Origin of the sequence: Corynebacterium striatum, assembly GCF_016728105.1 — a bacterium.
Classification (GTDB): domain Bacteria; phylum Actinomycetota; class Actinomycetes; order Mycobacteriales; family Mycobacteriaceae; genus Corynebacterium; species Corynebacterium striatum.
Genome location: NZ_CP068158.1, coordinates 1180135 through 1201676, shown reverse-complemented (window position 1 = coordinate 1201676; position 21542 = coordinate 1180135). Strand labels below are relative to the sequence as shown.

Genomic DNA, 21542 nt, shown 5'->3' with positions numbered 1-21542 from the left:
GGAAAATAAGTTCGAAATTTTGGGGGGTGGTGCTTAAGCCGGGAAGTGCGGCAATTTTTCTTGTTCCAGCCACTGCTCCAGCAGGTCATCGAGCGCGGCCGTATCTTCCGCGCGCTCGCGCAGCTTCGAAAGCAGGTCTTCCGGCGTAACCACGCCGTGGCGGCCTTCTGCCAGGTAGGAGCGAACGGCGTCGAAAAAGGCGGCGTCGCCAAGCAGCACGCGTACTGCATGTACCGTGAGCGCGCCGCGTTTGTACACGCGATCATCGAACATGTCTTGAGTGCCCGGATCTGCCAGCAACACATCCTGCGCCTTGCGAGCGAGCACGTTGTAGTGCGAACGCGCAGATTCATGCACCGCCCGGCCATGCGCGTGCTCCATCCACAACCACTCGCAGTAGCAGGCAAAACCCTCGTTGAGCCAAATATCCTTCCACTCGCTAAGGCCCACCGCATTGCCAAACCACTGGTGGGAAAGCTCGTGAGCGATGAGACGCTCGAAGGTAGGCGAGACATGGTTGGAGCCGAAAATCGAAAGGCCCTGGGCTTCCAGCGGGATTTCCAGCTCGTCCTCGGTGATGACAACCTGATATTCGTCAAACGGATAGGCGCCGAAGCAGGAAGAGAAGAAGTCCAACATCTCCTGCTGCTGGGCAAAGACCTCTTGGACAGGCGTTTTGAGCGCCGGCGGAACCCAGGCGCGCACCGAGTCGCCAAGCCTGACCTCGCTAAACTCGCCTATCTGAACCGTAACCAGGTAAGTAGCCGTGGGGTGTTCGGTGCGGTAATGCCAGCGCGTCATCGAACCGCTGGCGGATCTGCGGGAAACCAGCTTTCCATTCGAAATCACGCGGAACGGATTATCTGCGGTGATCTTGATGTCAAAGGTGGTCTTCTCGCTCGGGGTATCGTCGCATGGGAACCAGCTCGGGGCGCCGTTGGGCTGGCTAGCTACTAGAGCGCCGGATTCGGTTTCCTCCCAGCCGAGTTCGCCCCACGGGGTGCGGATGGGGCGTGGGGAGCCGCCGTAGCGGATGTGTAGCTCAAACTCGGTTCCATCTGCGATGGTATCCGCGAAAATCAGGCGCAGCTTGCCCACGGACTGGCGGAATTTCGCCACCCGCGGTGCGCCCTTGGCGGTGATGCGGCGGGCTACCATGGCGCCGCCGAGATCGAGCGTGAGCTTGTCGACGTCCTCTAGCACCCGGATATGCAGCACCGCTTCACCTTGCAAAAGGTTGGGCTCAACGCGGTAGGTAAGGTCCAGGTCATAATGGGTGACCTCATAACCTAAGTTGAACGCGACACCTGTGTAGCTATCGCGCTGTTCAGATAGTTGACCGGCGGTGGGTGCGACGTGCGAAAGGGCGGTGGAAAGCAGCTTCATAATGCTGCGATCCTACCGCCCTTTAAGGATGAAACCCTATTCGCGTTGAGGCCTTATAGGCCTATACGCCGAGAGCCGATGCAAATACGGGCCAGGACTTCTCGATGTCCTCGCGCCAGCCCGGCCAAGAGTGGGTGCCGGTATTGCGGAAGTTGAAGGTAGCCGGGATGTTCTGCTGGTCCAGCTTGGCCTTCAGGTTGTGGGTGCAGCTGTTAACCGCAGCCTCGATGATGCCGCCCTCGACCTGGAGCTGTGCGGATCCGACGAATGCGGCGGCCGGGTTCATGCCCTGTGCGGTGTAGTAAGAAGGCATATCGGTCTTGCCAGCCAGGCCGGAGGCAGACGAGACGTACAGAGCGGTGTCCTTCAGCTTGTGGGAATTCAGAAGGGCGTCATTGTGGCGGTTGTAGTCGCTGCCCATTGGGCCCCACATTTGCTCCGGCTGGCCGCCGCCACGGTTGACGGTCAGGCGCAGGAACTCATAAGGGAGCTGGGAGGAGGTTGCGGCACAGCCCGCGTAGGAGCCGGCTGCGTCGTAGAAGCCTGGATTGTGCTCTGCGAACAGCAGGGAAGAAGTAGCGGACATCGACATACCAGCCACTGCACGCTTGTCGGAAGCGCTGAGGCGCTGCTCGATTGGTCCTGGCAGCTCCTTGGTCAGGAAGGTCTCCCACTTCTGCGGGCCCTGCAGGTATTTACCGTTTGGCTCCTGCTCCCAGTCAGTGAAGTAGGAGAAAGCACCAGCCTGCGGAACGACGACATTGACGTTCTTCTCGTGGTAGAAGTCAACCGCGTCGGACAAGCTCAGCCAGTCAGAATCCTGCTCTGCAGATCCAGCGCCGTTGAGCAGGTAGATGGTTGGGCGGTTAGCGGCATTAGCCTTGATGACAGCCAGCGGGATATCGCGATCCATGGAAGGCGAATGGGCCAGCAGCTTCTCGACGCGGCCGTCATCCTTGTACTTCTTGTACCACTTGGTGCCTGCCACATCGGCAGGAACGGCGCTCGGGTCGATCTCAGTGATGGTGGACAGCGCGGTGTCACCTGCAATGGTTGCTGGTGCAACGGTAGCAGCACCAGCAGATGGTACAACGAGTGCGCCAGCAGCGATTGCGGCTGCGGCGATAATAGAGCTAATACGCTTCATTAACTTCTTTCCCAACGTGTCGAGAGTTTTAAGGAGAGCTTACTGTGCTGGCGCTGCTGGGTCTACCGGCAGGGAGTCAGCGGGGGCAGGCTGCTCAACATTAGGGATATCGGCGTCGTCAAGCTTTTCGTTAGCAAGTACTTCATCAGCATTGTTTGCCTCGGCGACGTGAGCCTCCGATTCTGGGGCGTTGAATGCCGTGCCGAAGACCTTCCAGGAAGCGTTGATGTCTTCCAACCAGCCCGGCCAGGAGTGGGTGCCGGTGTTGCGGAAGTTGAATGTAGCCGGCACGTCTTCGTGGTTGAGTTTTGCCTGCAAGTCATGGGTACAAGCGCTCATTGCGGCTTCGATGGCACCACCTTCAAACACGAGGGTGGAAGAAGACTTGGTCGAACCTAAATCGGTTGCGCCCGCGAGGCCGGAGCCGGCGGACACGTAGATGTCGGTGTCACCCAGGTTGTTCTTGGTCGCGTTGATGAGACCGTCGTTATAACGGTTGTACTCGCCACCCATTTCGCCCCACATCTGCTCTGGGGTAGCGCCGCCGCGGCCCAGGGTTAGCTGGAGGTAGAAGTGCGGCAGCGGCCTCGAGGTAGCGGCGCAGCCGGCGTAGGAGCCGACTGCGTCGTAGAAGCGTGGGTTGTGTTCAGCCAGCAGCAGTGAAGAGGTGGCGGACATGGACATGCCAGCGATGCCGCGCTGCCCGTTGCCGTTGATGTGATCCTCCAGCGGGCCAGGCAGCTCCTTGGTTAGGAAGGTCTCCCACTTCTGTGGGCCCTTAAGCCCGTACTTGCCGTCCGGTTCCTCGAGCCAATCGGTGTAGTAGCTGAATGCGCCGGCCTGCGGGATGACGACGTTGACATTGCGGTCTCCGTAGAAGTCATCGATGTCTTGAGTGCCCGGCTTTTCCGGATCTAGGTCGCGGCCAGCGGTGCTGACGATCCAATCCATGCCTTGGTCAGCGCCGCCTGCGCCGTTGAGCATGTATAGCGTCGGGCGTTGCGAATCGAATTTGCCGTCAGGGGTGATGACGGCGAGCGGGATTTCGCGGCCATCCATGGCAGGGGAAGAGGCCTGCATGGTGACGATTTTGGCGCGGTAGTCCGGGTACTTGTAAACGTAGCCGTACCACTTCAACTCGTCTGGCAACTTCGCCAGATCTAGGTCGAAGCTCAGCTCCTTGTACTTCGCGGCATCGAGAGTGCCGTCCGCTGCGGCTGCGCGGTAGGTTTCGATGCTTTCTCGGTATTCGTCTTCGGAGACCAAAAGGCCCTGAATGGAGGGATCTGCGTTAAGGACTTTCCAGGCGGAATCCTCGGTGATGGTGGAAGGGGTGGCGTCGCCTGCCACAGGGGCAGCAGGCACTTCAGATGCGGTGGCCGGAATGGTCGTACACCCCAAAATCAGCGCTGCAGAGGCAGCGACTTTGACCAATGAGTGGAGAGTCTTCATTTAGGTTTGCTTCCTTAGAGGGAGTCGGTAATGCGTGAGAGGGTACGCGCATTTTCGTTGACTATATTCCCTTGTGCCCTCGCCAAAGGCAAGAGGCAGGAAAGAGGGAGACAACGAGGGGGCTACAGTCAAACTATCAAGTAGCAAAAGTGAATGCTGGTGAACATGTGGCTTTTGTGTCATAATTTCGGCTGGAATTAGCGCACTGCGTAACGTATGTGCCTAAGATGCCGTTATAAAGAGTGCAATTTGCTCGCAGGAAACCATCCCCACCAGCAGGTTTCTTTCCGCCTCCCTGCATTTGTGCAGCAACAACAGAAAGTAAGACTTCATGAACGCTTTTGATTCCTTCATTGTCGCCATCAACAACGTCCTCGGCGCTTGGGTACACGCTGGCTCTTCCATGTCCTCCGAGGCTGCGCTGGGCATGGGTCTGTTCTAAGACACTGCTTCGGCTGAACCAATCTCCCTTTCCTACCTTGCTTTTAAGGCAGGAAAGGGAGATTTTTTAATTCCTGCGAGGGCTGCGTTTTCGCCTTAAGAAGTTAAAAGGCACTCAATCTTGGGGGAGAGTGAGACAGCGCGGATAATCTTCCGTATTCTTGTACGCGTGACTCAAGAACATTATGACGTTGTAGTACTCGGCGCGGGCCCAGGCGGCTACGTGTCCGCCATCCGCGCAGCCCAGCTCGGTAAGAAGGTTGCTGTCATTGAGAAGCAGTACTGGGGAGGCGTCTGCCTCAACGTTGGCTGCATCCCGTCCAAGGCGTTGTTGAAGAACGCCGAGGTTGCACACACCTTCAACCATGAGGCTAAGGCTTTCGGCATCTCTGGTGATGTCTCCTTCGACTTCGGTGTTGCTCACAAGCGCTCCCGCAAGGTCTCTGAGGGCATCGTCAAAGGTGTCCACTACCTGATGAAGAAGAACAAGATCACCGAGATCAACGGCCTTGGCTCCTTCAAGGACGCAAAGACCATTGAAATCACAGAGGGTGATGACAAGGGTAAGACCGTCACCTTCGACAACTGCATCATCGCAACCGGCTCCGTCGTTCGGTCCCTCCCGGGCGTCGAAATCGGCGGCAACATCGTTTCCTTTGAGGAGCAGATCCTGAAGGACGAGGCTCCGAAGTCCATGGTCATCGTGGGTGCCGGCGCAATCGGCATGGAGTTCGCATACGTCCTGGCTAACTACGGCGTGGACGTCACCATCGTCGAGTTCATGGACCGCGTTCTGCCGAACGAGGACAAGGACGTCTCCAAGGAGATTGCTAAGCAGTACAAGAAGCTTGGTGTGAAGCTGCTGACCGGCTTCAAGACCACCTCCATCAAGGACAACGGTGACAACGTCACCGTTGAGGTCGAGTCCAAGGACGGCTCCAAGACCGACACCCTGACCGTTGACCGCTGCATGGTCTCCATCGGTTTCGCACCTCGCGTGGAGGGCTTCGGCTTGGAGAACACCGGTGTTGAGCTCACCGAGCGCGGTGCAATCGCGATCGACGACTACATGCGCACCAACGTTCCGGGCATCTACGCTATTGGCGACGTCACCGCGAAGCTGCAGCTCGCACACGTGGCTGAGGCACAGGGCGTTGTTGCCGCTGAGGTCATCGCGGGCGCTGAGACCCAGCTGCTGGGTGACTACATGAACATGCCACGTGCTACCTTCTGCAACCCGCAGGTTGCTTCCTTCGGCTACACCGAGGAGCAGGCACGGGAGAAGTTTGCTGACCGCGAGATCAAGGTCGCTACCTTCCCGTTCTCCGCAAACGGTAAGGCTGCTGGTCTCAACGAGACCGCCGGCTTCGTCAAGCTCATCGCTGATGGCGAGTACGGCGAACTCATCGGTGGCCACATGGTTGGTTCCAACGTCTCCGAGCTCCTGCCGGAGCTCACGCTGGCACAGCGTTTCGACCTCACCGCAGAGGAAATCGGACGCAACATCCACACCCACCCGACGCTTTCTGAGGCCATGAAGGAAGCTGCCGAGGGCATCGGCGGCCACATGATTAACCTCTAAGCGCTTTTTGCGTTAAGGCCCCCGCGAGGGGGCCTTTTCTGCATCTTCTGGCAAATACCCAGCCCTGGAAACACAGACCTGCTGGTGGCGATCCCGCGAGAACAAACGGGATGCTTGTACGACCACGAGGTCTTGTCTTTCAGGGCTGGGTATTTGCGTTCCGGCAGCGAAGCGCGGCGCCGCAAGCCCGGGATGTCGCGTGCTTAGTAGGGGGCTACGGAAGAGCGGTGGGCGTCGATATTTAGCGTCTCGTTGATAGCAGGGAAAGCGCGCTGTGCGCAGTTCGCACGCGGGCAGGTTCGGCAGCCATTGCCAATTGGTGTTGCTGCAGAGAGGTCGCCTAAATCAAGCCCCTCGGCGTACACCGTGCGGTCTGCGTGGCGAGCTTCGCATCCTAAGCCAATAGCGAAGAGCTTATTCGTATCGCCATAGCGGCCCTGGTGATGCTGCACCGAACGAGAGATCCACAAGTAATTACGGCCATCGGGCATTTGGGCCACTTGGCGGGAGATTACGCCGGGTTTAGAGAAGGTCTCGTAAATATTCCACAACGGGCAGGTGCCGCCAGAGTTGGAAAAGTGAACGCCCGTGGCTGATTGGCGCTTGGACATGTTTCCTGCACGGTCAACGCGCACAAAAGTAAAAGGAATGCCTCGCTTGTTTGGGCGCTGGAGGGTTGAAAGACGAGACGCAACCGTCTCGTAGCCCACGCCGAAGACCTGGCACAAGTACTCAAGGTCGTATCCAGATTGCTCGGCCTCTGCGTGAATAGTCGTGTATGGCAGGATGGTGGCCGCTGCGAAGTAGCTGGCGATGCCGCGCTTAGCCAAGTTACGTGAGGCCTCTGAGGTGAAGGGCTCTTCGTCGACGAGGGCGTCGATAAGCGAGCCGGCTTCTAGGAACCCTAGCTCCGCCGCCATACGGAATGCGCGCTGGCCTTCAGTAAGGCGGCTGGCGAGACGGAACGTTCCCTCTTCGGAATCAAAGCGGTGCAGCGTTCCGTCCATTTGGGGTGTGGTGAGGATCTCCACCCCGTGCTTTTCGGTGAGGCGCACGGCTAGGGCGGCCTCTGTGTCACGGATGCGGAACTGGGAAACGTTGAGCTTGGAGGCAAGGGCCTCGGCGTGTAGATCAAGCTCGTCAAGATAGTTCTGGCGAGCGTAGAAGAAGTCGCGGACTTCGTCGTGCGGCATGGATAAGGCTTGGGTGCCAGCAGTGCGCCGGCTATCGGTAGCCAGTGAGAGCTTGTCGCGCACATTGCGATAGCGACGGTGGATGTCCACGAGGGTTCGTGCCACCGTGGGGTGGTTATAGACCAATTCAGAGAGCTCCTGGAGCTCAACGGGGGAGGGGCAGAGCTCCTTGTCTTGAATTACGTCTTGGATTTCCGCGAGGAGGCGTGAATCGTCGTCGCGTGAGAAGAACGTGGCGTCGACACCGAAGACTTCCGTTATTCGGAGTAAGACAGGTACCGTTAATGGGCGAACATCGTGTTCGATTTGATTCACGTAGCTGGCCGAAAGGCCTAGCGTAGCTGCTAGGGAAGCTTGGCTAAGGTCCCTTTCGCGCCGCAGTTGGCGAAGGCGCGAACCCACGTATGTCTTGCTCATGTGAGAAAGGTTACCGGCGCAGGCCCGGTCGTAACAGGATTTTTGCAAAGTTTGTGTGAAGCTTCTTAACGACCCTGCGACTGGGGGTATTTTGCGTGGGGTGTGGGTGGTGTGACTCCTGCGAAAGTTTGACACCTAAAGGGGTAACCCTGTCACTTGAATCGTCGCCTGTGATCAACCTCATAAATTGCTGGGAATTTCGCAACGTCCGTATTGCGTAAAGGGCAGCATGCAAGGTAAACGGCTTTTCGAAAGTTAGTTTTTAGGCGATCCTTACCTAAAGAAATTTCTACGGAATGCTTAGTGGCACTTTGGCGGGCTAAAGAAGGCCCAAATTGACTAGTTGCCAGCGAACAAGGCTGCGTAAGGTAAAAGCGACTATGGAGGTGTCATGTCTGTAAAAAATCCTGACCGTGAAGCTCTCGCTCACGGCCGTATCACTAATGAAGCAATTCGTACCAAGCCTTCCGTTCCCACCTGGGCACTGAAGCTCACCATGGCCGTTACGGGCCTGTTCTTTGCGCTCTTCGTTGTTGGCCACATGGCCGGCAACCTGAAGCTTTACTTGCCGGCTCACGACGGCGATGAGGCGCTGGACATCTACGGCGAATTCCTGCGTGGACTCGGCGAGCCGCTGATTCCGCATGGCCACATGCTGTGGATTATCCGCATCGTCCTTCTCGCCTGCGTTATCGCTCACATCTATGGCGCATTTGCCCTGACAGCCCGTTCTAAGCAGTCCCGCGGTAAGTTCAAGCGCACCAACCTCATGGGTGGCCTGGATTCCTTTGCCACCAAGACCATGCTGGTCACCGGTGCCGTCCTGCTGCTGTTCATCATCTTCCACCTGCTGGATCTGACGATGGGTGTGCAGCCGATTGCCCCTGAGGCATTCGTCCACGGTGAGGTTAAGGCAAACATGATTGCCACCTTCAGCCGCTGGCCTGTCACCATCTTCTACGTGCTGGCAATGTGCTGCCTGTTCCTGCACCTGACCCACGGCATCCGTCTGGCTGCTTCTGACCTGGGTATCACCGGTGCAAAGTGGCGTCAGGTCTTCGTGATCCTAGCCTATGTCATTCCGGCAGTCGTTTGCATCGCAAACATCGTTATGCCGCTGTCCATCGCCCTGGGTTGGGTCAGCTAAAGGAGCTTTTGAGTATGTCTAACACTGAACTCAAGCGCGAGCACCCAACGTTCTCGCACCCGACGTCGATTGTTCCTGGCGTCACCGCTGGCCGAATTCTGGAGTCCCACGAGCCACACGGCGTCCCAATGAAGGACATGTGGAGCTACCAGAAAGACCACATGGAGCTGGTCTCCCCGCTGAACCGCCGCAAGTTCGAGATCGTCGTTGTTGGTACCGGTCTGGCGGCCGGTTCTGCAGCTGCCGCCCTCGGCGAGCTGGGCTACAACGTCAAGGTCTTCACCTACCATGACTCCCCACGTCGTGCGCACTCCATTGCTGCACAGGGTGGTGTTAACTCTTCCCGTCATAAGAAGGTTGACAACGACTCCGCTTACCGCCACACCAAGGACACCGTGAAGGGCGGCGACTACCGTTGCCGCGAGTCCGACTGCTGGCGCCTAGCTTACGAGTCCGTCCGTGTTATCGACCACATGAACGCCATTGGTGCGCCGTTCGCCCGTGAGTACGGCGGCACCCTGGCTACCCGCTCCTTCGGTGGTGTGCAGGTCTCTCGTACCTACTACACCCGTGGTCAAACAGGTCAGCAGCTGCAGCTGTCCACCACCTCGGCGCTGTACCGCCAGATCGGTCTGGGCAACGTGGAGCTCTTTGCTCACCACGACATGCAGGACATCATCACCTACAACGACAATGGTGTGAAGCGCGCAGGTGGCATCGTCACCCGTAACCTCATCACCGGCGAGCTGAAGGCCTTCACCGGCCACGCAGTTATCCTCGGTACCGGCGGTTACGGCAACGTCTACCACATGTCTACGCTGGCCAAGAACTCCAACGCTGGTGCCATGATGCGTGCCTACGAGCAGGGCGCATACCTTGCTTCCCCGGCATTCATCCAGTTCCACCCGACGGGTCTTCCGGTCAACTCCGAGTGGCAGTCCAAGACCATTCTGATGTCTGAGTCCCTGCGTAACGACGGCCGCATCTGGTCCCCGATCAAGGAAGGCGACGACCGCCCCGCCAACGACATTCCGGAAGAGGAGCGCGACTACTTCCTGGAGCGTCGCTACCCGGCCTTCGGCAACCTGGTTCCGCGTGACGTTGCTTCCCGTGCGATCTCTCAGCAGATCAACAAGGGCCTCGGCGTCGGACCGCTGCACAACTCCGTTTACCTGGACTTCCGTGACGCTATCCAGCGCCTCGGCAAGGACAAGATCCGTGAGCGTTACTCCAACCTCATCGAGATGTATGAAGAGGCAATCGGCGAATCCGCATACGAGACCCCGATGCGTATCGCACCGACCTGCCACTTCACCATGGGTGGCCTGTGGACCGACTTCAACGAGATGACCGCTATCGACGGCCTGTTCGCCGCCGGTGAGTGCTCTTGGACCTACCACGGTGCGAACCGCCTGGGCGCTAACTCCCTGCTGTCCGCATCCGTCGACGGCTGGTTCACCCTGCCGTTCACCATCCCGAACTACTTGGCTCACCACCTCGGTGAGGCCAAGCTGGCTGAGGATTCCGCAGAGGCAGCACAGGCTGTTGAGCGCGCGCAGTCCCGCATCGACCGCCTCATGAGCGTTCGCGGCGAGAACCCGCACGGCCCGGCTTACTACCACCGCCAGCTTGGCGAGATTCTGTACTGGGGCTGCGGCGTTTCCCGTAACGTCGAGGACCTTAAAGTTGCTATCGACAAGGTCCGCGCTCTGCGTGAGGAGTTCTGGGCAAACGTCCGCATCACCGGCAATGCAAATGACATGAACCAGGTTCTCGAGTACGGTCTGCGCGTTGCTGACTACATCGACCTGGGCGAGCTCATGTGTGTTGACGCTCTGGACCGCGATGAGTCCTGTGGTGCGCACTTCCGCGACGACCACCTCTCTGAGGATGGCGAGGCTGAGCGTGATGATGAGAACTGGTGCTTCGTTTCCGCCTGGGAGCCGGGTGCAAACGCTGGCGAGTTTATCCGCCACGCAGAGCCTCTGTACTTTGATTCGATCCCGCTGATGACAAGGAACTACAAGTAATGAAACTGACACTTGAGATCTGGCGTCAAGCCGGACCGACGCAAGAAGGCAAGTTCGAGACCATTCAGGTCGCTGACGCCGCCGAGCAGATGTCCATCCTGGAGCTGCTGGACCACGTCAATGATGGTCTGATCGAGGCTGGCAACGAGCCTTTCGCATTTGCCTCTGACTGCCGTGAGGGCATCTGTGGTACCTGTGGCCTGCTGGTTAACGGCCGTCCGCACGGCCCTGGCCAGAACACCCCGGCCTGCCAGCAGCGCCTGTTCCAGTTCAAGGATGGCGACACCATCAAGCTGGAGCCATTCCGTTCCGCTGCATACCCCGTCATCAAGGACATGATCGTGGACCGCGCCAAGCTGGACCACGTCATGGAGCAGGGTGGCTACGTATCCATGGACGCCGGTACCGCACCGGACGCAGATACTCTGCACCTCAACCACGAGACCGCTGAGTACTCCCTCGACCACGCTGCCTGCATCGGCTGTGGTGCCTGCGTGGCATCTTGCCCGAACGGTGCAGCACACCTGTTCACGGGCGCCAAGCTGGTTCACCTCTCCCTCATGCCGCTGGGCAAGGAAGAGCGTGGCCGCCGCGCCCGCAACATGGTCGACGACCTTGAGCAGAGCTTCGGTCACTGCTCCCTTTACGGTGAGTGCGCTGACGTCTGCCCGGCAGGCGTCCCACTGACCGCCGTGTCCGCGGTTACCCGCGAACGTGCACGTGCTGCTTTCCGCGGCAAGGACGACTAAGATATAGTCATTCACAGGAATAACAGGAACGAGAGAAAGTTTCAGCCATGAGCGACAACACCCATGCAGTTGCTGATCACGCAAGTGAGACCTACCCGGAGTTCTCCGGCAAGATCCAGGACTCTTACATTGAGGGATACGACCCAGTATCCTTCGGCGCACCGCACTCTTCTTTGCTGCGAACCTCCACCTGGGTCGGCATGGGCCTGATCCTTTCTCTACTGCCGGCAGCCGGCACCCTGATTTGGGGCCTCGGCGTTGGTGCCTTCCAGTACGGCGTGGGCCAGGAGAGCTCCCAGATTTCCATCATCGTCGGTGCTGCCTTGCTCGTCGTCATTGCTGTCGCTTGCGTTGGTCTCATCCACTACGGTCGTCGTTACTACCGTCAGTATCGTTCTGAGACCGGTCGTATCAACTAGTTTCTGTGCATCGGACGCCCCCGCAGCCCTCGTGGCGCGGGGGCTTCGTTAGTCTCTAGGGACATAACAGGGTTAGTCTTTAGGTTCGACCAAGGAGTACCAATGACCATCGCCGTCCCAGGCCCCAACCCAGCCGACGTCGCCGAGCGCCGCCGCACCCTGCGCAAGTACCAGTGGGGCGTCACCGGCCTGCTCATCCTCGCCGCAGTCATCTTCTTCGCGTGCTCCTGGTGGCAGCACCACAACCCCGACGCCCCGACGTGGGTGGGCTATGTGCGCGCGGGCGCCGAGGCTGGCATGGTCGGCGGCCTCGCGGACTGGTTCGCGGTTACCGCCATCTTCCGCCACCCCATGGGCATCCCGATCCCGCACACCGCGCTGATCCCCAGGAAGAAGGACCAGGTAGGCGAGGCACTGAGCACCTTCGTAGAGGAACAGTTCCTCACCCCGGATGCGCTCTCGGCGAAGATCTCGGAGAACAACATCCCCGAGAAGGCCGGCGCCTGGCTGGCCCAGCCGCGCAACGCGGAGCTCGCCGCGCACAAGGCCGCAGACATGGCCTCCCGCGCCGTCAACAGCTTTGACCACGCCGAGGCCGAGGAACTCATCCGCACCCAGATCCTCGACCGCATGATGGAGCCCGAATGGGGTCCGCCGGTCGGGCGTTTGCTCGAGGGCTACATCGCCGATGGCAAAGCAGAGCCGCTTGTCGACGACCTCATCGACTGGGCCCATGGCAAAGTACTGACCATGGAGGATGCCGTCATCGAGCTCGTCGATGAAAAGATGCCCGCCTGGCTGCCTCGTTTTGCCCGCGGCATGGCAGGCGACAAGGTCTATGTGGCCATCGTCGAGTGGGCCTCCGAGGTCAAGTACGACAAGAACCACGATGTGCGCCAAGCTATCCGCCGCAACCTCACTCTGTTCGCGCAGAAGCTCCAAGACGATCCCGAGATGGTCGCTCGTGTCGAAGGCATCAAGCAAGAGATGATGAGCTCCGAGCAGATCCAAGCCATGCCGGGGGCGGCGTGGGAGGCCTTTAGGAGCGGCGTCGCCAAGCAGGCTGCGGATCCCGAGTCCTTCTTGCGCACGAAGATCGCCACCGAAGCCCAGCGTTTCGGCACGCGCGTGCAAACGGACCCGAAGTTTTTGCAGCAGGCCAATGACATCGTGGACAAGGCCGCGCGCTGGGCCGCCGAGAACTTCGCCGGCGACATCATCAGCATCATCCCGGAGACCATCAAGCGCTGGGACGCCACGGAAGCCTCCGAAAACATTGAGCTTTTGGTAGGAAAAGACCTGCAATTCATCCGCCTCAATGGCACGGTTGTGGGAACACTGGCAGGATTGGTTATCTATACCGTCAACCATCTAGTTTTTGGAGCCTAAGGGCCTTAGAAGGAGAACTCCATGGATAACTCATTTCTCGACTCACTGAAAACCGCCGGTGCCTCCAGCGCTGAGGTGGCAAAGAACTTTGGCAACCGGTTCAAGGAGGAGCGCCAGCAGCAGGCGCAGCAGGCGAAGGCCGAGCGCGTCGCCCGCGCAGCCGACGAGCCAAGCTCCGCAGAGGGGGAGAAGCCCTTCATCGATAAGTTGACCGAAACCGTCCGCGAACTGGGCGAGACCGTCGTTAGCGCCGCAACTGAGACCTTCGAATCCGAGTCCTTCGCGCGCGCCCGTCAGGACGTCACCGCCGCCTTTGAAGAAGGCCGCGAGGGCGTGGCCGAGGCTATCTCCAATGCGAAGGAAAAGCGCGCCACCCCAAAGAAGGCCGCCGAGACTGCGCCGCAGGCTCCGCTGGATGAAAACATCGTCGAAGGTGAGGTCGTCGACGACGACAATTCCAACCCCTTCGGTTCCGCCAGCTAGACTGTTCTAACGTATGAACACTGCATATTATATTCTCGCAAACATGGAGCACTGGATCTTCATGGCCGTTTCAATCTTCGCGATCGTGGGCGCCGTCGTGGCCGCCACGACCCGCGAAGACGCATTCCGTGCCGGAGACCGCCAGGGCAAGTGGACGTGGGTGGGCCTGCTGGTGGGCTCCGCAGTGGCGATGAACCTGCACTTGCCGTTCATCGAGTGGATCGGCGCCGTGGTCACCGGCGTGTACTGGTTTGATGTCCGCCCCCAGCTCAAGGCCATCATCAACGGCGACTACAGCTATTAAAAATGCGCAACCTGCTTGAAGCAACAATCGCAGATGTACGCGAAGCGGCGCAGAATGACAGCGCCCTCCTCGTCTCGCCCACGCACGTGCTCGCCGCTGCACAGGCGCCGCACGTAGCCACCGTGGCGGGCTATCCCACCGGCCGCCACCACAGCCTCATCAAGGCCTCCGAGGCGCGCCTTGCGGTGCAATCCGGTGCGGCGGAGGTTTGGGTTGCAGTTGATGCATTGCTTGGCGACGCCACCGCCCTCCTCACCGATCTCATCACCGTGCGCGAGGCCTGCCCTCAGCCAGTCGCATTGGGGCTCATCGTCCCATCTAGCGAGCATGCGGCCGCCGCGGCACGCGCGGCAGCCCAGGCGGGCTTTGACAAGCTTATCTATGCCACGCAGGAACACCTCGCTGAAGCCGAAACCCAGATAGCACGAGAGCCGGCAGGTGTACTGCCGGCTCTCGTGTGGACTACCGCTTAGGCCGCGGATTCGCTATCCCTGCGCAGGGGCGCTCTGGCCGCCCGCGGTCACAGCGCCCAGCTTGCTCATCGGAACGTCCTTGCCCACGATGGTCATTTCCAGCTCGCCGTCTGCCACGTCAACTGCTTCGACGCTAAGCCCCTCGCCAATGAACTGGTCCTTCATGCCCTCCTGCAAGGCGGAGGAGATGGCCCCGGTAGCCTCCTGCGGCAACTCAAAGCCGAGCAGGGAAGCGTTCTTTGCCTTGATGGACAGGCCGCCGTCGCGTGCGACAGGCTCCAGCGCCAGGTTAGCCAAGCCATTAGCGAACTCGACGTTGAGGACGTTATCAGCGTCGTTAGCCGTGATGTCAGAGACCGCTAGGTTCGCTATCTGATCGCTACCTGACTTCTCCGCGATGGCCTTCTGGAAGGTGGCCAGCAGGAAATCGTCCGGAACCTTGGTCGAAGCACGCAACGAGCCGGCTACCGGGTCATCAGAGAGCGTCATGTCCTCGATGTGGATATCGGTGGCCGGCTGGCCCTTGATCTCGGTGCCCTCGATCTTCAGCGTGGACGGCGTGGTCATGTTCATCTCAGAAAGCTTGCCGCCCAGCATGCCAATCAACAGCGGGGTAGCGCCGAAGCTAACGTCCGGCTCCTCCTGAGTCTCAACGCCTTCGTCCTTGGCTGCCTGCACGAATTGGTCTTTCATCTGGTTTCTTATGAACCAGCGCATGCCGAATTCCGCCACCAACACGAGAATGAGGAATGTGACGAGCACCCCGATGAGAATTTTCCATGCTAGTGAAGTCTTCTTTTTAGCCATGCCTACTAGTGTTACTCATGTGGCGGCAGATGGCCAATGCGGGTGGGGCCTTCACAGCTTCGGCGCAACGACTTCCCAGTCAACGCTCAAAACATTGTCGCGAAGTCGGCGCCGGATCGGGTGGAGGGGAAGCCCGGCGTCGATAAGCGATTGGTGCGCCATGCGCCATCGCACGCGTGGTCCATGCGGCGCCCAGCCCGCCGAGTACTCCCAGGCGCGGTCAGCCTCCTTGAGAAGGTCGTGGATGGGCTCGCCTGGCACATTGCGGTGGATGAGCGCCTTGGGCAGGCGCTCGGCCAAATCCGAAGGCTTCTCCACAGCAAACGGGTCCCACGAGAGCGTCAGAGACTGCGGCCCGTCCGCGTTTAACAGAATCCAGGTAGAAAGCCGACCCAGCTCATCGCAGGTGCCCTCGATGAAGAATCCGCCCGGGGCCAAGCGCGAGGTAACCTCGTGCCAGGCTTCCGGAACCTGGGCGACGTCGTACTGGCGCAACACGTTGAACGCGCGAACGAGCTGCGGACGATAGCCCGCCAGTTCGAATCCACCCAGCTCGAACGTCACGCCGTCGCGCGGCGGTAGCACGCGCTCCGGCGCAATCTCCAGGCCGGTCACCTGCACGCGCGGATTCACCCGGCGCAGCCAGCCCGCCCACTCCACGGTGGTGAAATGGGACGCGCCATAGCCGACGTCGAGAGCCAGCGGCTCCTCCACGGACCGCAGCAAAGTCGTGATGGCGGGGTGCGCCGCGACCCACCTGTCGCAGCGACGAAGCCTGTTTTGATTGGTGGTGCCGCGGGTAATAACGCCGAAAGGCCGACCCGCACTCGCGCTTGCGCGCAGGTTATGTGCGTGATCGGCCATTTCTGTTAAAAGTAGCGTTTAGAGGTTGTCAGCGATCCACTGCTCGGTCAGCTTGCCCTCGTTATTGAAGAGCTCACCTAGGGCATCGGCAACCTTCGGCTCGATGGCAGCGCCCATCATCGGGATCTTCACGGAGATTTCGTTGACGTAGGACAGGGTGGTGGTATCACCCTCGCCGGTCAGGGCGATGTCGCCGCCGAAGTCAACAGGGGTGCCCTTGACGTCAGCGGTGTACTTGACGTCGGCAGCGTTGCCGTTGAGGTCACCGATGGTGACGACGCGCTTGACCTTGAGGTCCTGGGAAACCATGGCGCGGACAGCTTCAGGCAGCAAGGTGGTTGGCAGCACCTCGAAGAGGATGGCTACGTTGTTGGTGAAGTCGTGAACCTGGCCCGGATCCGGAGAAAGGTTAGCAACAATGTGCTCCCAGTAACCCTGCGTGAGCAACGCCTGGTGTACCTTTTCGATGGGCTGATTGATCGTTACGGTGTTTTCGCTACGGGTTGACATGCTTTACAGACTACCTTGGTAGACGTGCTTGACGAATTTATGACCCAGAAGCTGCAAGAGATCACGGGCGTGACGGTGGAACATGAGACCACTTTCAAGGACCTGACCACCCTGCGCATTGGCGGCTCGCCGCGGGCCACGGTGCACTGCGAGACCGCGGAGGCTGCAGTGGCGGCGCTGCGCGTGCTCGAGGAAGTCCCGTACCTCGTTGTCGGGGGCGGCTCAAACCTCGTGGTCGCAGAGGGCGAGCTTGAGCAGGTTGTGGTGCGCCTCGACTTCGACGATATCGACGTCTCCGTGGCCAGCGGTTTGGTCCGCGCGGATGCAGGCGCTACTTGGGACGACGTCGTTTCGATGACCGTGGAATGCGGCCTGGGCGGCATCGAGTGCCTGTCCGGCATTCCGGGCGACGCCGGTGCCGTTCCGGTCCAGAACGTGGGCGCGTATGGCGCCGAGATCTCCGACGTCCTCACGCAGGTCTACCTCTTCGATCGCGCGACCGGCGAGGCCTCCTGGGTGCCCGCCGCGGCGCTGGAGCTGGCGTATCGCTACTCCAACCTGAAGTTCACCGGCCGCGGCGTGGTGCTGGCCATCGAGCTGCAGCTGACCACCGATGGCCTGTCCAAGCCGTTGCGCTTTGGCCAGCTCACGCAGACCCCAGGCGAGCGCCGGCCCGTGGCTGAGGTCCGCGAGCAGGTCCTTTCGCTGCGTCGGTCCAAGGGCATGGTGCTTGACGACGCCGACCACGACACCTGGTCCGCCGGCTCCTTCTTCACCAACCCCATCGTGGACTCTGCGGTTGCCGATAGAATCCAGGAGATCGTGCGCACTGAACGCGGCGCCGAGGACGCAGACCGCATGCCGCGCCACGCAGTCCACGCAGGCTCGGACGGCGAGGAAATAAAGCTCTCGGCCGCCTGGCTCATCGAGCGCGCCGGGTTCGCAAAGGGCTATCCAGGTGCTGGTCCGGCTACCTTGTCCACGAAGCATACCCTCGCGCTGACCAACCGCGGGACCGCGACGGCTGCCGATGTGGTGGCGTTGGCGCGCGAGATTCGCGCGGGCGTCGCCAAGCGCTTCGGCGTGGAGCTCGTGCCGGAGCCGGTCTGGATTGGGGTATCCATCTAGAACGTACCGCTGTGTGTAAATAGGCCTCCCAATTGCGCGAATTGACGGGCCTATTTACATTGAGAGGTATCCGCATGCTTGGGGGAGCACGCACACTTGGGGGAAGTAGAGGATGCTGCAACCAATTCGGGGGAAACACTCGCGCACTATCGATCGCCTCGTGGCGAAGGGCAAAGCCGTGCGCATCACGCCGGGCCTGACGTTGCCGCGCCAACCCACCCCGCGCGAACTCGCGGGGATTCTGAACGAGCGCTATCCCGGCACCGTTCTGGATGGAGGCTCGGCCATGGCCGCTTATGCCGAGCGCAAGCTGGAGTTTCCGCTGCAGCTCATGGCGGCACGTCACGCTCGTACCTGTGAGTATTTCACCACGCGGCGCGCCACACCCAAGGGCCCATATATGGTCAACGGCCTAAACGCATGCAATCCGCTGCAAGCGCTGGAGATTGTGGAAGAAGACAAAGCCATCGAGTTCTTGGAGCGTTTCTGCAACGGCAAGGATGGCCACCAAAGGTTGGCCTTTTTTAGGGAGGATTTCCAGCGCTTTCCCGCGCGCACGCGGCGGATTATGCAGCGTAGCGTCATCGGCAGTGATAGCAAATACGAGCGTCTTCTCACCCAAGCCCTTGCCGATGCCTGCCTCACCGTGACCAACAACCAACGCATCGGCCCTTATTACTGGGACATCGTGCTGGCAAAGGAGAAGGTCGCGATCGAGATCGACGGCTACGAGTATCACAAAGGTGAGCGCATCCAGCGTTTTGAGCTGGACCGCCAGAAGCTCAACGACGCGGTGCAGCGCGGGTGGAAGCCCCTGCATTTCACGGCAGGCATGATTGAGCATCATCTGCAGGTGGCCGTCGACCAGGTTATCGCCGTGGCCTGCGGGGGAGGGCAGTTTCTGCCGCCAGCGTGGAAGTGGCATTACTATTTCCGCTACGAGAACGCGCCGTGGTGAACGCTGTGCCCGCGGCACCGTACTTCTGTGTGTATTTAGCGCAGGAAATCGGGCCGGTTTAAGGGGGCTATTTACACAGGGAGGTACACGCACACGAGGGAAGCAGCTACGGTGGTGTCCATGATCGCGCTTGGCTGTACCTCAATGACTCCGCACTCCTATTCCAATTCCCCGCGTCGCGCCGAGATGGTCGATGTCCTGCGTGGCGCGGCGGAGGCAGGCGTAGAGCTTTTCGACACCTCTGAAATCCAGGGGCCCTTCACGGGCGAAGAAATGCTTGGCGACGCCCTGGGCAACCGCGCCCGCGTCCTCACCAAGTTCGGATGGGAAATTGAGGGAGGAAAGCCCACCGGCGCTTTGAACTCGCGCCCGGAGGTTATTCGCGCGAGCGCCCATGGTTCGTTACGCCGGCTAAAACGGGAGCGCTTGGACGTGTATATGCAGCATCGCGTGGACCAAGACGTGCCCATTGAGGAAGTAGCGGGCACAGTGAAAGAACTTATCGATGCAGGTGACGTGGCCGCTTTCGGGCTGTGCGAGGCAAGCCCGGAGACCATTCGTCGCGCGCACAAGGTCTGCCCGGTGAAGTATCTGGAGTATGAATACTCCATCTTTAGCCGCGACGTAGAAGAAGAAATCATCCCGCTAGCCCGCGAGTTGGGCGCGGAGTTTTTGGCCTATTCACCGCTGGCGAAGGGGCTTTTGGCAGGCCGCAGCGAGCCAGATGATGATTCTTCCTCGCCGCGTTTGCACTCTGCGAACTTCGCGGCCAACAAGCAGCTGGCGCAGGAGGTGGCGGCAGCAGTGCCCGGCCGCAACATCTCCGAGATAGCGCTGGGCTGGTTGCTGTCCAAGGACGTGGTGCCGATTGCCGGTTCGACGAACCTCGCACGGATCAAAGAAAACCTCGCAGTCACTGCGCTGAGCGCGCAGGAGTGCGAGGCCATTGACGAGGTACTAAGCCGAAAGCCCGTGCAGGGCGCGCGGTTGACGCAACTGCACGAAGGCTTCGTGGATAAGAGCCGTAGATAAGACCCGCGGATAAAGGTTAAGCCATAACCTCGAGCCACTCGTCCTTGTGCGCGAGGTACTCGCGGGCAGCGGCCTGTGCACCCTCAAGACAGTGGCTGGCGCCCCAGCCGCACTGGCGCTCGTTGGCGGCCGGAACCTCGGTGGCGTTGAGGATGTCGTTGAGACCGTTCTCGAGGGCATGCAGCAACTCGTCTTGCTCCATGTTGTACGTAATGGCGTAGAAGCCGGTCTGGCAGCCCATCGGTGCGAAGCCGATGAGCTTATCCGTGTAGTCGCGCATAAAGTTGGCCATCATGTGCTCAATGGAGTGCACCGTAGGCATTTCTAGGTGCTCCTCGTTGGGCTGGCAAAAACGCAGGTCATACTTGATGATCTCCACGTCGTCGCTGAGGCGCTCGCGCTTGGCCACGCGTACGTACGGGGCCTTGACTAGGCGGTGGTCGAGTTCAAAGGATTCCACGTTGCTCTTTGTCATGGGATCGAGTCTATCGTTCGACTTCCGCGAAGCCCGATTTAAAGTCCCAGTGCCGGGGCGATGGCCTGCGACCACGCCTTCGGCAGTTGATGCTCGAAGAACTCATAAGAGTGCGAGCCGTAGTTCTCGCGTGCGTAGGTGATGTCCACGCCGGCGGCGCGGGCCTTGGCCACGAACTGGTCGGTCATGGGGCGCGCAATGGTCTCGGCGAGCATCTCCTGGAAGTCATCAAGGTCGTACGGGTCCTTCGTCATAGGCGTGCCATTGCCGGTGGTCACCCAGACCTTGATGCCGCGCAGGCGCTCCGGGTGAGCGGACGGATCGTTGTCGTCCCACGCCGGGTCATCCGGCCAGCCGAAGGCGTTGACGAGGTCTCCGCCCAGGCGCGCGGTCATGACCGTGTTAAACGCGCGGCCGATGACGGAGGACGGCGCCGGGTACGGCGAGAAACCCAGAGCGGCGGAGAATTTACCGTTCGACTTTGCCGCGATGTTGAGCGCCGCCGAGCCCGACATGGACAAGCCCGCGATGGCGGAGCGTCCGTCGCCGTGGAACTCATGCTCCATGACGTAGGGAAGCTCCTGCGAGTAGTACGTCACCCACTTGTTCATGCCGAATTCCTTGTCCGTGCGGCGCCAGTCCGCGAACTGGGAGCCCCGGCCACCGACGGCGGAGACAACGTTGACCGGCTTGTCCGCGAAGAAGTCCTCATAGTTGGTCTGGGTGTACCAAGTGGAGCCGAACTCGCCGCCCTCGGAGCCCTGCATGAGGTAGACCGTCGGGCGCGGTCCGTCAACAGAAGGCTTCAAGTAGTAATTCGTGATGACGCGGTCCATCGACGGCGAGTAGATGTCGATTTGGTAGACGTTCTTTTCGATGTGTCGGGTCTCGACCAAGCGCGCGCCCGAGCCATCCGTGGTCGGGACATTTGTACCGTCCACCTTGGGCAGCACCGTTGAGGAGCCTTGCGGGAATTGCGAAGGCTCAAATCCCGGGGCGAGTCCAGACAGGACTTCCGAAGGCGCGAAGTTCGAGGACTGCGCGAGCGCCGGGGCGGCGGTCGACGCAGCAAGGAGCACAGTAGCGCAGGCTGCAGCCGCGCGGGAGAAAGTAAGAGGCATGGCAACGAATGTAGCCGGTGGCGGGGTTCTTTCCT

At 60.2% G+C, this 21542-nt stretch carries 21 protein-coding genes; 12 read left to right on the top strand and 9 right to left on the bottom strand.

Features of this window, described 5'->3' with window-relative positions:
* Positions 1 to 33 precede the first annotated feature (33 nt).
* From I6I72_RS05620 to I6I72_RS05610, 3 genes are all read right to left on the bottom strand, one after another.
* Positions 34 to 1386, bottom strand: coding sequence for a M1 family metallopeptidase (locus tag I6I72_RS05620; RefSeq protein ID WP_049146101.1), 1353 nt, complete (start codon positions 1384 to 1386; stop codon positions 34 to 36).
* Positions 1387 to 1447: 61 nt separating this feature from the next.
* Positions 1448 to 2533, bottom strand: coding sequence for an alpha/beta hydrolase (locus tag I6I72_RS05615; protein ID WP_049146103.1), 1086 nt, complete (start codon positions 2531 to 2533; stop codon positions 1448 to 1450).
* Between the two features lie 39 nt (positions 2534 to 2572).
* Complete coding sequence (locus I6I72_RS05610) at positions 2573 to 3985, bottom strand: alpha/beta hydrolase (protein WP_201807671.1); 1413 nt, start codon at positions 3983 to 3985, stop codon at positions 2573 to 2575.
* A 610-nt stretch (positions 3986 to 4595) separates the two neighbouring features.
* Here I6I72_RS05610 and lpdA point away from each other — a divergent pair.
* Complete coding sequence (gene lpdA, locus I6I72_RS05605; protein ID WP_049146106.1) at positions 4596 to 6008, top strand: dihydrolipoyl dehydrogenase; 1413 nt, start codon at positions 4596 to 4598, stop codon at positions 6006 to 6008.
* A 203-nt stretch (positions 6009 to 6211) separates the two neighbouring features.
* Here lpdA and ramB read toward each other — a convergent pair whose 3' ends face one another.
* Positions 6212 to 7618, bottom strand: coding sequence for an acetate metabolism transcriptional regulator RamB (ramB, locus tag I6I72_RS05600; protein ID WP_005531188.1), 1407 nt, complete (start codon positions 7616 to 7618; stop codon positions 6212 to 6214).
* A 391-nt stretch (positions 7619 to 8009) separates the two neighbouring features.
* Between ramB and I6I72_RS05595 the strand changes: the two genes are divergently transcribed.
* The 8 genes from I6I72_RS05595 (at position 8010) to I6I72_RS05560 (ending at position 14612) form a co-directional block, all read left to right on the top strand.
* On the top strand, positions 8010 to 8765 hold the full coding sequence (locus I6I72_RS05595) for a succinate dehydrogenase cytochrome b subunit (protein ID WP_005531187.1): 756 nt from the start codon (positions 8010 to 8012) through the stop codon (positions 8763 to 8765).
* A 14-nt stretch (positions 8766 to 8779) separates the two neighbouring features.
* Entirely contained in the window at positions 8780 to 10795 is a 2016-nt protein-coding gene (locus I6I72_RS05590) for a fumarate reductase/succinate dehydrogenase flavoprotein subunit (protein WP_049062448.1), read from the top strand.
* Positions 10795 to 11544: a succinate dehydrogenase/fumarate reductase iron-sulfur subunit gene (locus tag I6I72_RS05585; protein WP_049151245.1), complete on the top strand. Its 750-nt coding sequence runs from the start codon at positions 10795 to 10797 to the stop codon at positions 11542 to 11544. The genes I6I72_RS05590 and I6I72_RS05585 overlap by 1 nt, the downstream gene beginning before the upstream one ends.
* 47 nt (positions 11545 to 11591) lie before the next feature.
* Positions 11592 to 11963, top strand: coding sequence for a hypothetical protein (locus tag I6I72_RS05580; protein ID WP_049062447.1), 372 nt, complete (start codon positions 11592 to 11594; stop codon positions 11961 to 11963).
* Between the two features lie 102 nt (positions 11964 to 12065).
* Positions 12066 to 13352, top strand: a complete 1287-nt coding sequence (locus tag I6I72_RS05575) for a DUF445 domain-containing protein (protein ID WP_049151243.1) — start codon at positions 12066 to 12068, stop codon at positions 13350 to 13352.
* 21 nt (positions 13353 to 13373) lie between these two features.
* A complete protein-coding gene (locus tag I6I72_RS05570; RefSeq protein WP_049062445.1) occupies positions 13374 to 13835 on the top strand; it encodes a hypothetical protein in 462 nt (153 codons plus the stop codon).
* A gap of 13 nt (positions 13836 to 13848) precedes the next feature.
* Positions 13849 to 14139 carry a DUF2516 family protein gene (locus tag I6I72_RS05565; RefSeq protein ID WP_005531171.1) on the top strand — a complete coding sequence of 97 codons (291 nt, stop codon included), beginning with the start codon at positions 13849 to 13851 and terminating at the stop codon, positions 14137 to 14139.
* A gap of 2 nt (positions 14140 to 14141) precedes the next feature.
* On the top strand, positions 14142 to 14612 hold the full coding sequence (locus I6I72_RS05560; protein ID WP_049062444.1) for a deoxyribose-phosphate aldolase: 471 nt from the start codon (positions 14142 to 14144) through the stop codon (positions 14610 to 14612).
* 12 nt (positions 14613 to 14624) lie between these two features.
* On the opposite strand, the gene I6I72_RS05555 is transcribed toward I6I72_RS05560, so the two are convergent.
* Genes I6I72_RS05555 through I6I72_RS05545 form a run of 3 tightly spaced genes read right to left on the bottom strand, consistent with a single transcriptional unit; the run spans position 14625 to position 16793 of the window.
* A complete protein-coding gene (locus I6I72_RS05555) occupies positions 14625 to 15419 on the bottom strand; it encodes an LmeA family phospholipid-binding protein (RefSeq protein WP_049062443.1) in 795 nt (264 codons plus the stop codon).
* A 51-nt stretch (positions 15420 to 15470) separates the two neighbouring features.
* Positions 15471 to 16283, bottom strand: a complete 813-nt coding sequence (locus I6I72_RS05550; protein WP_049062442.1) for a class I SAM-dependent methyltransferase — start codon at positions 16281 to 16283, stop codon at positions 15471 to 15473.
* A gap of 18 nt (positions 16284 to 16301) precedes the next feature.
* On the bottom strand, positions 16302 to 16793 hold the full coding sequence (locus tag I6I72_RS05545; protein WP_005531167.1) for a DUF2505 domain-containing protein: 492 nt from the start codon (positions 16791 to 16793) through the stop codon (positions 16302 to 16304).
* 24 nt (positions 16794 to 16817) lie between these two features.
* On the opposite strand from I6I72_RS05545, the gene I6I72_RS05540 reads away from it, so the two are divergent.
* The 3 genes from I6I72_RS05540 (at position 16818) to I6I72_RS05530 (ending at position 19911) form a co-directional block, all read left to right on the top strand.
* Complete coding sequence (locus I6I72_RS05540; protein WP_049062441.1) at positions 16818 to 17921, top strand: UDP-N-acetylmuramate dehydrogenase; 1104 nt, start codon at positions 16818 to 16820, stop codon at positions 17919 to 17921.
* 112 nt (positions 17922 to 18033) lie between these two features.
* On the top strand, positions 18034 to 18879 hold the full coding sequence (locus tag I6I72_RS05535) for a PDDEXK family nuclease (protein WP_049062440.1): 846 nt from the start codon (positions 18034 to 18036) through the stop codon (positions 18877 to 18879).
* A gap of 120 nt (positions 18880 to 18999) precedes the next feature.
* Positions 19000 to 19911, top strand: a complete 912-nt coding sequence (locus tag I6I72_RS05530; protein WP_065420371.1) for an aldo/keto reductase — start codon at positions 19000 to 19002, stop codon at positions 19909 to 19911.
* A 16-nt stretch (positions 19912 to 19927) separates the two neighbouring features.
* On the opposite strand, the gene I6I72_RS05525 is transcribed toward I6I72_RS05530, so the two are convergent.
* A complete protein-coding gene (locus I6I72_RS05525; RefSeq protein WP_046645682.1) occupies positions 19928 to 20386 on the bottom strand; it encodes an S-ribosylhomocysteine lyase in 459 nt (152 codons plus the stop codon).
* 38 nt (positions 20387 to 20424) lie between these two features.
* Entirely contained in the window at positions 20425 to 21507 is a 1083-nt protein-coding gene (locus I6I72_RS05520; RefSeq protein WP_049062437.1) for an alpha/beta hydrolase, read from the bottom strand.
* Positions 21508 to 21542 lie beyond the last annotated feature (35 nt).